This window comes from Streptomyces sp. NPDC050211 (genome assembly GCF_040656035.1).
Lineage (GTDB): Bacteria > Actinomycetota > Actinomycetes > Streptomycetales > Streptomycetaceae > Streptomyces.
This window is the reverse complement of record NZ_JBFALC010000008.1, coordinates 166,356-179,598: the sequence shown is the minus strand read 5'-3', so window position 1 is coordinate 179,598 and position 13,243 is coordinate 166,356. Positions and strand designations below refer to the sequence as shown.

General features: G+C 70.7%; 14 protein-coding genes. 8 read left to right on the top strand and 6 right to left on the bottom strand.

The window, feature by feature from the left end:
* Window positions 1-236: 236 nt before the first annotated feature.
* Complete coding sequence (locus tag AB0I98_RS11420; RefSeq protein WP_362938762.1) at window positions 237-1,205, bottom strand: diacylglycerol kinase family protein; 969 nt, start codon at window positions 1,203-1,205, stop codon at window positions 237-239.
* Window positions 1,206-1,309: 104 nt separating this feature from the next.
* Here AB0I98_RS11420 and AB0I98_RS11415 point away from each other — a divergent pair, with 104 nt between their 5' ends.
* A complete protein-coding gene (locus AB0I98_RS11415) occupies window positions 1,310-1,762 on the top strand; it encodes a hypothetical protein (RefSeq protein ID WP_362938759.1) in 453 nt (150 codons plus the stop codon).
* 48 nt (window positions 1,763-1,810) lie between these two features.
* Here the strand turns inward: AB0I98_RS11415 and AB0I98_RS11410 are convergent, their stop codons facing one another.
* The 3 genes from AB0I98_RS11410 to AB0I98_RS11400 all read right to left on the bottom strand — a co-directional run bounded on the left by AB0I98_RS11410 (window position 1,811) and on the right by AB0I98_RS11400 (window position 3,864).
* Window positions 1,811-2,923: an RNA polymerase sigma factor SigF gene (locus AB0I98_RS11410; protein WP_362938756.1), complete on the bottom strand. Its 1,113-nt coding sequence runs from the start codon at window positions 2,921-2,923 to the stop codon at window positions 1,811-1,813.
* Window positions 2,920-3,333, bottom strand: coding sequence for an anti-sigma regulatory factor (locus tag AB0I98_RS11405; RefSeq protein ID WP_030784224.1), 414 nt, complete (start codon window positions 3,331-3,333; stop codon window positions 2,920-2,922). The genes AB0I98_RS11410 and AB0I98_RS11405 overlap by 4 nt, the downstream gene beginning before the upstream one ends.
* Before the next feature lie 270 nt (window positions 3,334-3,603).
* Window positions 3,604-3,864, bottom strand: coding sequence for a UBP-type zinc finger domain-containing protein (locus AB0I98_RS11400; protein WP_362938753.1), 261 nt, complete (start codon window positions 3,862-3,864; stop codon window positions 3,604-3,606).
* A gap of 58 nt (window positions 3,865-3,922) precedes the next feature.
* On the opposite strand from AB0I98_RS11400, the gene AB0I98_RS11395 reads away from it, so the two are divergent.
* Window positions 3,923-5,518 (top strand): Na+/H+ antiporter, encoded by a 1,596-nt coding sequence (locus tag AB0I98_RS11395; RefSeq protein WP_362938750.1) that lies wholly within the window; start codon window positions 3,923-3,925, stop codon window positions 5,516-5,518.
* A gap of 106 nt (window positions 5,519-5,624) precedes the next feature.
* On the opposite strand, the gene AB0I98_RS11390 is transcribed toward AB0I98_RS11395, so the two are convergent.
* Entirely contained in the window at window positions 5,625-6,533 is a 909-nt protein-coding gene (locus AB0I98_RS11390) for a pyridoxal-phosphate dependent enzyme (RefSeq protein ID WP_362938747.1), read from the bottom strand.
* A gap of 169 nt (window positions 6,534-6,702) precedes the next feature.
* The gene (locus tag AB0I98_RS11385; RefSeq protein ID WP_362938744.1) at window positions 6,703-7,293 is read right to left on the bottom strand and encodes an N-acetylmuramoyl-L-alanine amidase; all 591 of its coding nucleotides are present in this window, start codon (window positions 7,291-7,293) and stop codon (window positions 6,703-6,705) included.
* 210 nt (window positions 7,294-7,503) lie between these two features.
* Between AB0I98_RS11385 and AB0I98_RS11380 the strand changes: the two genes are divergently transcribed.
* The 6 genes from AB0I98_RS11380 to AB0I98_RS11355 all read left to right on the top strand — a co-directional run bounded on the left by AB0I98_RS11380 (window position 7,504) and on the right by AB0I98_RS11355 (window position 13,240).
* On the top strand, window positions 7,504-8,907 hold the full coding sequence (locus tag AB0I98_RS11380) for a family 2B encapsulin nanocompartment shell protein (RefSeq protein WP_362938741.1): 1,404 nt from the start codon (window positions 7,504-7,506) through the stop codon (window positions 8,905-8,907).
* A gap of 111 nt (window positions 8,908-9,018) precedes the next feature.
* Window positions 9,019-10,158: a family 2 encapsulin nanocompartment cargo protein polyprenyl transferase gene (locus AB0I98_RS11375; RefSeq protein ID WP_362938738.1), complete on the top strand. Its 1,140-nt coding sequence runs from the start codon at window positions 9,019-9,021 to the stop codon at window positions 10,156-10,158.
* 253 nt (window positions 10,159-10,411) lie between these two features.
* Window positions 10,412-11,020 carry a GNAT family N-acetyltransferase gene (locus tag AB0I98_RS11370; protein ID WP_362938735.1) on the top strand — a complete coding sequence of 203 codons (609 nt, stop codon included), beginning with the start codon at window positions 10,412-10,414 and terminating at the stop codon, window positions 11,018-11,020.
* A 292-nt stretch (window positions 11,021-11,312) separates the two neighbouring features.
* A complete protein-coding gene (locus AB0I98_RS11365; RefSeq protein ID WP_362938732.1) occupies window positions 11,313-11,537 on the top strand; it encodes a hypothetical protein in 225 nt (74 codons plus the stop codon).
* 87 nt (window positions 11,538-11,624) lie between these two features.
* Window positions 11,625-12,038 (top strand): YciI family protein, encoded by a 414-nt coding sequence (locus tag AB0I98_RS11360; protein WP_362938729.1) that lies wholly within the window; start codon window positions 11,625-11,627, stop codon window positions 12,036-12,038.
* 2 nt (window positions 12,039-12,040) lie between these two features.
* Window positions 12,041-13,240 (top strand): sigma-70 family RNA polymerase sigma factor, encoded by a 1,200-nt coding sequence (locus tag AB0I98_RS11355; RefSeq protein ID WP_362938726.1) that lies wholly within the window; start codon window positions 12,041-12,043, stop codon window positions 13,238-13,240.
* Window positions 13,241-13,243: the final 3 nt, after the last annotated feature.

Genomic DNA, 13,243 nt, shown 5'->3' with positions numbered 1-13,243 from the left:
CCGTCAGGTTTCCCTGGCGTGGTCCTGTGGATTGAAGAGGGGTTCCGGTGATCTGTGGAGGCCGATTCTGCGGGCCGTCCCGATCGCCACGTAGAGACTCGCAAACCTCAGCGGCGGATACAACCCCTTCCGGAAAGTTTTTTTTGATTCCTCGGTGTCGACTAGGTCACAGCCGTACTTCCATGGGGTGGACCCTGGCCTAAACGTTCGAGTGAAAGGACTTTAGCCCCTTCTGCTCACACAATCACACGCAGTGCACGGCGTACGCCTGTGAACGTCACGCTGGTACGCAGCCCTAGGTGGTCGCCGTCCATCTGGAGGGGTAGTGGCGCCTTCGATTGCAAGGTGAACTGGTCCAGGTCGTGCAGGCCCACGGCGTGCTTGCCACGCGGTCCGTGCTCGGGGGACGAATTGAGCAACTGCGTGCCATACCGGGCGACCGCCGGCATGGACAGCCGGGTCAGACCGAATACGTCGAGCCCGGTATCGAACGAAGCCTTAGGTGAGGCGTACATCGGGCGATTGCCCAGATAGGTCCATGGAGCGGTGTTCGAGACTATGGACACCACCAGATCGGTCACCGGCTCCTCGCCGGCCCGCTCCAGCGTGATCGAACCGTGCCTCCGGTTGGACTCACCCAGCAGCTGACGGACGACCTGGCGGACGTAGAGCGCGTGGGTCGACTTCTTGCCGAGCTCCCGCTGCTGTTCGACCCGGCCGACCACACCGCCGTCGAAGCCGAGCCCCGCGTTGAAGGTGAACCAGCGGGCCGGGACGGCCTCGTCCTCGGTGCCCGGGGTGCCCGCGGCGAGTCCGAGTCCGACCGTGCGCTCGCTTTTGTCGCGCAGCGCGTCCAGTACGGCGCCGGTGGCCTCCACGGCGTCGTTGGGCAGGCCGAGGGCGCGGGCGAAGACGTTGGTCGAACCGCCGGGGACGACGGCGAGGCGGGGGAGGTGGTCGGGATCGGGGCCGGCGTGGAGCAGGCCGTTGACGACCTCGTTGACCGTGCCGTCGCCGCCGAGGGCCACCACGAGATCGATGTCGTCGCTCTCCGCGGCCTGCCGGCCCAGGTCGCGTCCGTGGCCGCGGTACTCGGTGGTGACCGCCTCCAGCTTCATCTCGCTGGCGAGCGCATGGATCAGGACATCGCGCGTACGTGCGCTTGTGGTGGTTGCCGCCGGATTGACCACGAGAAGTGCACGCATGCGTTGCAGCGTACCTACTGGGTGGTACCGGGCCCAGTCCAGGTAGGGATCTCGTAAGAGATCCTGGCCACGGCGGTGGACATGGCGAGGGCTACGCTTCAGGGGTGAGCAGTGAGCAGAACCCCTCTTCAAAAGCCGCCCCGGAAGCCGCAGAACCCCGCCCCCGGCGCCTGACCTGGGCGGCCGCGCTGGCCGGTCTGGAGGGGATCGCCCTGGTGGTCGGCGGTGTCTGGATGCTGGTCCTGGGGATCACGGGAGACCCGGACGACCGGCAGCAGGCCATCACCGGTGGTGTCACCGTGCTCGTCCTCGCGCTGCTGCCGCTGCTGGCCGCCTGCGGACTGCTCGCCCGGCGCAGCTGGAGCCGTGGTCCGGCTGTCATCACGCAGCTTCTGGCGCTGCCGGTGGCCTACAACCTGCTCCAGGCCGACAGCCTGGCCATTCCCGGCGGTATCGCGCTTGCCGTGGTGGCGGTGACGGCGCTGGTGCTGCTGGTGAACGCCGAGACGACCCGAGCCCTCGGGATCCAGGGGCCCGGGAACGCGTCTCAGAAGTAGGCGTTCGCGAAGCAGGCCTTGCTCCTTTGCGCCTTACTCATCTACGCCTTACTCCTCTACGAGGAGCTTCTCCCGCAGCTGTGCCAGCGTCCGTGCCAGCAGCCGCGACACATGCATCTGTGAGATGCCGACCTCCTGCGCGATCTGCGACTGCGTCATGTTGCCGAAGAAGCGCAGCAGCAGGATCCGCTTCTCGCGCGGGGGCAGGTCCTCGAGGAGCGGCTTGAGCGACTCGCGGTACTCGACGCCCTCCAGGGCCTCGTCGTACGCGCCCAGCGTGTCCGCGACCGCCGGGGACTCGTCGTCGGTGTCGGGGACGTCCAGAGACAGCGTGGAGTACGCGTTGGCCGACTCCAGGCCCTCCAGGACCTCCTCCTCCGAGATGCCCAGCTTCTCGGCCAGTTCATGGACCGTCGGGGAGCGGCCGTGCCGCTGCGAGAGCTCCGCCGTGGCGGTGGTGAGCGCGAGGCGCAGCTCCTGCAGCCGGCGCGGGACGCGCACCGCCCAGCCCTTGTCGCGGAAGTGCCGCTTGATCTCGCCGACGACCGTCGGGGTCGCGTACGTCGAGAACTCGACGCCGCGGTCCGGGTCGAAGCGGTCGACCGACTTGATCAGGCCGATGGTGGCGACCTGGGTCAGGTCGTCCAGCGGCTCTCCGCGGTTGCGGAAGCGGCGCGCGAGATGCTCGACGAGCGGCAGGTGCATGCGGACCAGCTTGTTGCGCAGCTCCGCGTACTCCGGACTGCCGTCCTTCAGGGTGCGCAGCTCGACGAACATGGCGCGCGCCCCGCTGCGGTCCTGAGGGTCGTGCTGCGTGACCTGCACGCTGGGCACGCCCGGCTGATCGTCTCGCTCGTGCTCGCTCATCGTCCCGCCCGTCGCCCTTCCCCGAGCCGCCGCCCCTGCCCAGACCGGAGAGACCCCGATCCGGCCTTCGAGGGGCGCGCTCTGCACGGCACCATCCCGATCCCGCTGCCCGTCGTCCAGGAAGCCGGCCGCCGTCAGGTCGGCGTCGTCCTCCGGATGTGGCCGGGCCTGCTCGGGGATGCCGTCGATGCCGTCAGCCATGCTTCGGGCACCGCTCGGACCGCTTGTGCCCTCGGCCGGCAGCTCCCGTGTGCCGCGCTCTTCTTCCCGCACCGGCCCGTCCCCGTCCTTCACGCCGGCCCGGGTCCCGCGCCGCGCTGTTTGTAGAGGCTGATCGAAACGGTCTTGTCGTCGTCCACCGCGGAGGAGACCTTGCCCGCCAAGGCGGACAGGACAGTCCAGGCGAAGGTGTCGCGCGCGGGGGCGTGACCGTCAGTGGTCGGGGCCGAGACGGTGACCTCGAGCGAGTCGTCGACGAGACGGAAGACACAGCTGAGCACCGAGCCGGGCACGGCCTGCTGCAGCAGGATCGCGCAGGCCTCGTCCACCGCGATGCGAAGGTCCTCGATCTCGTCGAGGGTGAAGTCCAAACGGGCCGCGAGACCGGCCGTGGCCGTACGCAGCACCGACAGGTAGGCACCCGCAGCCGGCAGCCGGACTTCCACGAAGTCCTGGGTCGCGGGCTCGCCTGCGATCTGGGACACCCTCACCTCCAAGGTGGTACAAGCTTTTCGGGGCCGAGGGTCGCCCCCCGGGGTAACGCGAAGTGTGTTCAGCGGTGACGCTACCGCGCTCTCGAGTTTCCTGTCCCCGGGACCCCAACCCCTTGCTGTCACTCATAGTAAACACACGGATACGCTCCGTGGCTAGGGGGTCTGCGGGCCCAATTGGGAAGAGCGCGCGCCGGGTTGACGTACCCAGACGTCCCACGTTTGAACCGTGGGCATCAGACGTCGAATGCGTCGAATACAGCGTCACACAAGTACATGGTCGACGAAGCACCAGCGCCAGTGCTCACCGGGCTCGTGCGTCCGCATGATGGGATGCCCCGAGTCCTTGTGGTGCTCCGCCGCGTGCCTCCCGGGCGAAGAGTCGCAGCAGCCGACATGACCGCAGGTGAGACACAGCCGCAGCTGTACGGGATGCTGGCCCTCCGCCAGGCACTCCGGACAGGTGTCGCTCAGGGGTTTGGGTTCCGGGTGCGGCAGCGCGTCGGCGTGCGTGCACTGTTTCATGATTGCCAGGTTACGTCGGGCGCGCGGAGGACCGCGCGGAAAAACGAGGGCGGGAACGATGGACGTGATGCCACTGCTGTTGCTGGTGGCGGGCAGCGCCGCCGTCGCAGCGGCCGCCCGGCGCACCCCGGTGCCGGCTCCGCTGCTCCTTGTCGCGGCCGGCCTGGCGGTGTCGTACGTCCCCGGAGTGCCCGACTACACGCTCGACCCGCACATCGTCCTGCCGCTCGTCCTGCCTCCGCTGCTGCACTCGGCGGCCACCGACAGCTCGTACCTCGATCTGCGCGCGCAAATGCGGCCCGTGGCGCTGCTGTCGGTCGGATACGTGCTCTTCGCGACCTTCGCCGTCGGCTGGGCCGCCTATGTGATCGTGCCCGATCTGCCGCTGACCGCGGCGCTGGTGCTCGGCGCGGTGGTGGCGCCGCCGGACGCGGTGGCGGCGACGGCGATCGCGCGCCGGGTGGGGCTGCCGTCCCGGATCACCACGATCCTCCAGGGCGAGTCCCTGGTGAACGACGCCACCGCGATCACCGCCTACCGGGTGGCCCTCGCCGCCGCGGTCGGGGAGGGCGCCACCTGGGCGGGCGGGATCGCCGAGTTCGTGGTCGCGGCGGTCGGCGGCGTCGGCATCGGGCTGGTGCTGATGGTGCCGATCCACTGGCTGCGCGTCCACGTCAAGGAGGCGCTGCTGCAGAACACGCTCTCCCTGATGATCCCCTTCGTCGCCTACGCGGCCGCCGAGCAGGTGCACGCCTCAGGAGTCCTCGCCGTCGTGGTCGTCGCCCTCTACCTGGGACATCGCGCCTGGGAGGTCGACTTCGCGACCCGCCTCCAGGAGGACGCGGTCTGGAAGATGGTGGCGTTCGTCCTGGAGTCGTCGGTGTTCGCGCTGATCGGACTGCAACTGCCGGTCGTTCTCGAGGGACTCGGGGAGTACGAGGGTGCTGCCGCGGCCTGGTACGCGGTGGCCGTCTTCCTGGTCGTCGTCGCGGCCCGGTTCGTGTGGGTGTACCCGCTGGCCTACCTGTCGCGCCTGCTGTTCGCGGGGGCCCGTCAGCGCAGGCAGTACCCCGTCTGGAAGGGCTTGTTCGTCATGTCCTGGGCTGGGATGCGGGGGGTGGTCTCGCTGGCGATCGCCTTCTCGATCCCGCTGACGGTCGATGACGGCGAGCCCTTCCCCGAGCGCAACCTCATCCTCTTCCTGACCTTCACGACGGTCATCGGCACGCTGGTCCTGCAGGGCGTCACACTGCCCCCGCTGATCCGCCTGCTGAAGCTACCCGGCCGGGACGAGCAGGCCGAGACCCTCGCCGAGGCGAACGCCCAGGCGCAGGCCTCCCGGGCCGCCGAGCGCCGCCTGGACGAACTCCTCTCCGACGAACGCAACGCCCTCCCCGGGCCCCTCGCCGACCGCCTCCGCACCGTCCTGGAGCGCCGCCGCAACGCCGTCTGGGAACGCCTCGGCGCGGTCAACCCCGTCACCGGCGAAACCGCCGACGACACCTACCGGCGCCTGTCCCGGGAGATGATCGGCGCCGAACGCGAGGTGTTCGTCAAGCTGCGCGACGGCCGCTACATCGACGACGAGATGCTGCGGACGTTGCTGCGCAGGCTGGACCTGGAGGAGGCGGCGGCGTTCCGGGAGACGACGTAAGCGCTGGATATGCAGTTGGTTCGCTGCGGGCCGGTGGGGGCTGGTCGCGCCCACGCGGCGGTAGCCGCATGTCAGACACAGCCCCGCGCCCCTTCGGGGCGCTTGGTCAGCCGAAGGGGCGGCCCGTGATGATCGCCGCCACCGTCGTCCCTGGCGGGAAGGCACCCTCTGCCGCGAGGGCGACAAGGGCGTACAGCAACTTGGCGACATAGAGACGTTCGACAGGCAGGCCGTGGCGTTTCTCGAAGTCGTCGGCGAAGGCGTCCAGGGCGGGGGTGATGCGGGCGTAGCCGCCGAAGTGGAAGCGGTCGTCGAGGGTCCAGGTGCCGCGGGGGCCGCCGAAGGCCTGGGACTGGAGGGCCTGGACGTCGGCGGTCAGGAAACCTCCCTTCAGTACCGGAACGCCGAGTGCGCGCTGGTCGGGGGCGAGCCCCGCGGCCAGTCCGGCGAGTGTGCCGCCGGTGCCGCAGGCGACCGCGACGACGTCGGCGCGACCCCGCAGCTCCTCGCCGAGCGCCTGACAGCCGCGTGCGGCAAGGCGGTTGCTGCCGCCCTCGGGGACGACGTACGCGTCCTCGGCGCTCAACGCGCGCAGGACGGCCGCCAGGGTGTCGGGCTCGTACTTGCGGCGGTACGTCGATCTGTCGACGAAGTGCAGGCGCATGCCGTCGGCCGCGCACCGGGCCAGGGAGGGGTTGAGGGGGCGGTCGGCGAGTTCCTGGCCGCGGACCACGCCGACCGTGGGCAGGCCGAGGAGGCGGCCCGCGGCGGCCGTGGCCCGCAGGTGGTTGGAGTAGGCGCCGCCGAAGGTGACGACGGTGCGTCCGGCCGCCGCGGTGAGGTTCGGCGCGAGCTTGCGCCATTTGTTGCCGATCAGCTCCGGGTGGATCAGGTCATCGCGCTTGAGGAGCAGGCGGATGCCGTAGCGGGTGAAACGGTCGTCCGTGACCTCCTGCACGGGCGAGGGGAGGCGGGGGTGCAGGTCGGTGAGCGGGGAGGTGTCGGGGCCGGGCACCTCGCCATTGTCGCCGCCGAGCGCTCCGCTGGAAGTGCCGCGGTGTGCCGTCGGTCGGCTGCGGCGCCGTCGTGGCTGGTCGCGCCCACGCGGCGGAGCCGCACATCAGACACAGCCCCGCGCCCCTTCGGGGCGCTGCCGAACTGCAGTCGACTTCCCCCGGCCTGGTTTAGTTCAGCCGGTCCCGGATGCGCTGCCGCATCGCCGCCATGGTGAACCCGCGTGGGTCCACCTTCCCCGGCTGCCATTCCAGGTGGCCGATGACCGAGCGCTCCGTCCAGCCGTGGTGGCGGCAGACCGCGGCGGCGGCCCGCTCGATCGCCTCCAACTGGGCCGCTGGCCAGGGGTCCTTGCCGTCGCCGAGGTTCTCGCACTCGAAGCCGTAGAAGTGGCGGTTGCCGTCGGTGTTGGCCTCGTTGTCCGGCGGGAGCGCCTTCTCGGCGATCACCGCGCGCAGGACGTCGTCGTCGCCGAGACCCGCGTGGTTGGCGCGGCCGTAGCCGACCAGGTGGACGGTGCCGTCCTTGGTGATCACGCCCTGGCACAGGGGTCCCGGCAGACCCTCGTAGCCGTTCCGGCACAGATCGACCGTGTGCTTGCTGCCCTTGGTCACCGTGTGGTGGATCATCACGCCGTGGACCGGTCCCCACGGGCCTTTGTGGTTGCGGTTGTGATGCCGCCAGTCGCCGACCTCGACGACCTTTAAGCCTTCCGCACGCAATCTCTTCAGGAAGTTGTCCGCGGACATGGGTGGGGCCATGACCGTCTCCTTCGCACTGCGCGACGCCCGCCGGACGCGGTCGTCTGGTGATGGCGGTGGACGGGGTCCCCATGAATGCCCAAGCGGACCGTGATCCATTCCCGCTCTTTCGTGTAATAGCACCAGCACGCTCCGTGATGGAAGGCTTTGCCGTGCAGATCGATGCCCGGCGCAGATCGGCGCCGTTGCAGACCGGGAGGGCAATTCCACATGTCGGTAGGCGAAGAGGTCCGCACCGAGCAGGACAGGCCGCAGCAGAGTCTCGGCACGGCGGCCGCGCGGAACCTGGCCACCACCACCAAGTCCGTACCCCAGATGCAGGAGATCAGCTCCCGCTGGCTGCTGCGCATGCTGCCCTGGGTGAATGTAGAGGGCGGCACATACCGAGTGAACCGCCGCCTCACATACGCCGTGGGCGACGCCCGCGTGACGTTCGTGAAGACCGGCGACCGGGTCGAGGTCATCCCCGCGGAGCTGCGCGAACTGCCGGCCCTGCGGTCCTACGAGGACGAGGAGGTGCTCTCCGAGCTGGCCCAGCGGTGCCGGCAGCAGGAGTTCGCCCCCGGCCAGGTGATCGCCGAGTTCGGCAGTCCGACCGGCGAGGTGTATCTGCTCGCGCACGGCAAGGTCGAGAAGGTCGGCACCGGCCCGTACGGCGACGACGCGGGCCTCGGAGTCCTCGCCGACGGTGCCTACTTCGGCGAACAGGCGCTGCTGGACCCGGACGCCATCTGGGAGTACACGGCCCGCGCGCTCACCGCCTGCACGGTGCTCGTCCTCTCCCGCCAGGACGTCGAGCAGATCGCGGAGCGCGCCGACTCCCTGAGCGCGCACTTCGAGCAGCTGCGCGCGATCCCCGAGCAGCGGACCAACAAGTACGGCGAGAAGGAGATCGACCTCTCGGCCGGCCACTCCGGTGAACCGGACATCCCGCACACCTTCGTCGACTACGAGGCCAGGCCCCGTGAGTACGAACTGAGCGTCGCCCAGACCGTCCTGCGCATCCACTCGCGCGTGGCCGACCTCTACAACAAGCCGATGAACCAGACCGAGCAGCAGCTCAGGCTGACGGTCGAGGCGCTGAAGGAGCGCCAGGAGCACGAGCTCATCAACAACCGCGAGTTCGGACTGCTCAACAACTGCGAGTACGAGCAGCGCATCCAGCCGCACGACGGCGTGCCCGGCCCGGACGACATGGACGAGCTGCTCAGCAGGCGCCGCGGCACCAAGCTGTTCCTCGCCCACCCGCGCGCGATCGCCGCGTTCGGCCGCGAGCTGAACAAGCGCGGACTGGTGCCCGAGACCATCGACATCGGCGGCAACCGCATCCCCACCTGGCGTGGTGTCCCGGTGTTCCCGTGCAACAAGATCCCGGTCACCGACGCCCGTACGACCTCGATCATCGCGATGCGTACCGGCGAGTCCGAACAGGGCGTCGTCGGTCTGCACGCGACCGGGATCCCGGACGAGATCGAGCCGAGCCTGTCCGTGCGCTTCATGGGCATCAACGAACAGGCGGTCATCAACTACCTGGTGACGGCGTACTACTCGGCCGCGGTCCTGGTGCCGGACGCGCTCGGCGTCCTGGAGAACGTCGAGATCGGCCGCTGGTGACCGTCCCCGTCCGCACGCGGTGTCCCCGCCCGCCAGGGCGGGTACACCCTCGGGGTACGCGCCCAGCCGTAGCGGAAGCGCCACCGCCCGCAGACTCTCCGAGGCGATCCCATGGGTGAGTTCATGACGGAGGCGAAGCAACGCGCCCCTGGACCAAGGCGGTTCACCGAGACACCGGAAAGGCAAGGGCCCATCGCGAAGCGGACGGACTCCGGGCCCGACCGGCTCGACGGGCACGAGGCGCCGGCGATCCTGGAGCGCGCCCGGACCTCGGTCGACCCCGAACTGCGCGCCGCCGTCGAGTCGCTGCCCGGCTCCATGCGCCGTATCGCGCTCTACCACTTCGGGTGGGAGCACGCGGACGGCACACCGGCGGCGGGCAACGGGGGCAAGGCGATCCGTCCCGCACTCGTCCTCACTGCGGCCGCCGCGCTCGGCGGACCCGCGGCCCGGACGGCGGCCGTGCGGGCGGCCGCCGCGGTGGAGCTGGTCCACAACTTCACGTTGCTGCACGACGACGTGATGGACCGGGACACCACCCGACGGCACCGACCCACCGCCTGGACCGTGTTCGGCGACGCGGACGCGATCCTCGCCGGGGACGCCCTCCAGGCGCTCGCGCTGCGGCTGCTCGCCGAGGACCCGCATCCGGCGTCCGCGGCGGCCGGGGCCCGGCTCGCGGACTGCGTCGTCGAGCTGTGCGAAGGCCAGCACGCGGACGTGGCCATGGAGCGGCGCGGCCCCGACGAGGTCGGCCTCGACGAAGTGCTCGCCATGGCCGAGGCGAAGACGGGCGCGCTGCTCGGGTGCGCCTGTGCGCTGGGCGCGCTGTATGCGGGGGCGGCGAAGGAGGACGTCGAGGCGCTGGACGCGTTCGGTCGGGAGGCCGGGCTCGCCTTCCAGCTCATCGACGACGTGATCGGCATATGGGGCGACCCGTGCCGCACCGGCAAGCCGGCCGGAGCGGACCTGGCCGTCCGCAAGAAGTCGCTGCCGGTGGTCGCCGCGCTGGTCTCCGGCACCCCGGCCGCCGCCGAACTCGCCGAGCTCTACCGAGGGCCGTATCAGGAGGCCGACCTGGAGCGCACCGCACTGGCCGTGGAGCAGGCGGGCGGCCGTGACTGGGCGCAGGCCCAGGCAGCCGACCGTATGGCCCACGCCATGCGACAGCTCTCCCGGGCGGTCCCGGACCCGGAGGCGGCGGGCGGGCTGCTCGCGCTGGCGGAGTTCGTGACGCGGCGGAGCAGTTGAGGTCGGCCGACGTCACAGTGACCGGTCCTCCCGGAATGACCCCGGAGCCTCCGGGCCCGCGCGGCTCCTGACCCCGCGCGGTCGCCGGAGGCTCCGGTACGGCGGGCCCCGCGCATCCCCACGGTGCGCGGGGCTCGTCGATTACCGGCCAGAGGAGGGGAGCCCGGCCCTCTTGCCGCCCGAGGGCCGGGCGTGAACCGGATAGGCTTCAACGGCCATACGATCAAGGTCGGTTGAGGTGAAGGGGCGACACATGGGCGTGGCGATCCGGACGGCGGGCGAGGGCGACCGGGACCTGGTGGTCCGGCTCCTGGACGAGGCCTTCCAGGACGACCCGGTCAGCAGCTGGATCTTCCCCGGCGCCGCCTACCGCCGTACGACCCACCCCAAGCTGATGGCGGCCTTCACGGACGTCGTGCTCGCCGAGGGTCGGATCGACGTCACCGAGGACGGCACGGCCTGCGCGCTCTGGCTGTCCGTGCCGGCGGCGGACGAGGCGGACCCGGTCGACGCCCACGCCGACGACGACGAAGCCGCCCAGTTGCGCGAGGCTGTCGACCCCGACAACGAGCGCGTCGAGCTGATCGCGCGGCTGACGGCCGAGATCCACCCAGCGGACCGGGCCCACGCCTACCTGTGGATGATCGGCGTCGCGCCCGGTCACCAGGGCAAGGGCCTCGGCACCGGCCTCATCGCCGCGACCCTCGACCGCTGCGACCGTGAGGGGGTGCCCGCGTATCTGGAGGCGAGCAACGCACGTAGCCGCGGGCTGTACGAGCGGCTTGGGTTCGAGTTCACCGGCCGGGCGCTCGTCCTGCCGGACGGGCCGCGGATGTGGCCGATGTGGCGTGAACCTCGCTGAGTGCTCCGCTGGATGTGCGGTTCGTTTGCTGCGGGCCGGTGGGGGCTGGTCGCGCAGTTCCCCGCGCCCCTTCGGGGCGCTGTACCGCACCGGACTTGACAGGGCCCCGGGCCCGCTGATCACGTCTCCGGTGGCACCATCGCCGGGCGGCCGGCGTCGCGGGAGGACGGCGAGTTCGGCATCTGTCTGTGCGGCGGCTCGCAGATCGCGGGCGAACTGCTCGACGAGAACGGCGCGTCGTGCGGACGTACAGCAGGAAGCGCTGAGGCCCTTACCGCTCTACGCTTGGGACATGGACAGCGAAAAGCATGCCTGTCCCGTCTGTGGACAGCCCGTCGAAACAGTCGTCAAGCGCCACAAGACGCTGGGCGCATGGGTTCCGGTGTGGGTTCCGGGACCGTGCCACAACCCCGAGTGCAAGGCATACGTCGACACGGGCGCCGAGCCCGTCGAGGAGCCTGCGAAGGGCACACCGAAGAAGACCACGCCGACGAACACCGCCGCCAAGAAAAACTGAAGCCCGTGTCGAGAAGCGTCGGCCGGCTCCGACGTCCCCTGTGAGAGCCGCCCATCGGAGGGCGGCCCGAACCGAAGGAGCGGACTGATGAAGTATCTGGTGATGGTGCAGGGCTCGCAGGCGGACTACGAGGCGATGAAGGGCAACGCCTCCGCGCACTCCCCGGCCTGGACCGAGAAGGACATCCAGGCGATGTACGCCTTCATGAACGCGCTCAACGACGACCTCGCCGAGACCGGTGAAATGGTCGACGGCCAGGGCCTGGCCGAGCCCGCGAAGACCCGGCACGTCAGCCTGGACGCGGACGGCAAGCCCGTGATCACCGACGGGCCTTACGGCGAGACCAAGGAGCTGCTGGCCGGCTACTGGGTCCTGGACTGCGCGAGCCTGGAGCGGGTCACGGAGATCGCCGCGCGCATCCAGCGCTGCCCGCAGCCCGCCGGGGCGCCCCAGTACCCGGTGGTGATCCGGCCCATCCAGGACGGCTCCGGAGACATCTGACCGTGAGCGAGACCGTCGAGGACCTGCTGCGCCGGTGCGCGCCGCAGGTCCTCGGCGCGCTGGTCAGGCGGTACGGCCATTTCGACGCCGCCGAGGACGCCGTACAGGAGGCGCTGCTCGCGGCGGCCGGGCAGTGGCCGTCGGCCGGGGTTCCCGACAACCCGCGCGGGTGGCTGATCAGGGTGGCCTCGCGGAAGCTGACCGACGCGCTGCGCAGCGAGGAGGCGCGGCGGGCGCGGGAGGAGCGGGCGGCCGCGCTCGCCGTACGGGAGACGTCCGGCGAGGACCGCGCGCCGCGCGAGGACGACACGCTCTCCCTGCTCTTCCTGTGCTGCCACCCCGATCTGACCCCGCCCGCGCAGATCGCCCTCACCCTGCGCGCGGTCGGCGGTCTGACCACGGCGGAGATCGCCCGCGCCCATCTGGTGCCCGAGGCGACCATGGCGCAGCGGATCAGCCGGGCCAAGCAGAAGGTGCGGGGCGTGCGCTTCGGGCGGCCGGACAACTGGCAGGAGCGGCTGCCGGCCGTTCTGCAGACCCTGTATCTGATCTTCAACGAGGGGTACACGGCGACCTCCGGCACCAGCCTCCAGCGCCGTGACCTCGCCGGTGAGGCGATCCGGCTGACCCGGCGGGTCCACCGGCTGCTCCCCGAGGCCGGCGAGGTGTCCGGACTGCTGGCCCTGATGCTGCTCACCGATGCCCGCCGCGACGCGCGCACCGGCCCGCACGGCGAACTCGTCCCGCTCGACGAACAGGACCGCGAGCGCTGGGACAAGGCCGCGATCGACGAGGGCGTCGCCCTGGTCACCAAGGCGCTGGCGCGCGGACCCGCGGGCCCCTACCAGGTGCGGGCCGCCATCGCCGCCGTACACGATGAGGCGCCGTCCGCGGAGGCGACCGACTGGCAGGAGATCCTCGGCCTGTACGACGTGCTGGTACGGCTGGTGCCCGGTCCCGTCGAGCGGCTCAACCGGGCCGTCGCGGTGGCCATGGTCGACGGACCGTATGCCGGACTCGCGGAACTCGACGTACTGGAAGGGGCCTCCGGGCATCGGCGGGACGCCGTGCGGGCCCATCTCCTGGAGCGGGCCGGTGAACCGGAAGCCGCCCGCGCCGCCTACGAGTCGGCCGCCGCGCAGACCCTGAGCCTGCCGGAGCAGCGCTATTTGCAGGCGCGGACGGCCCGGCTCAGGCCATAGCCT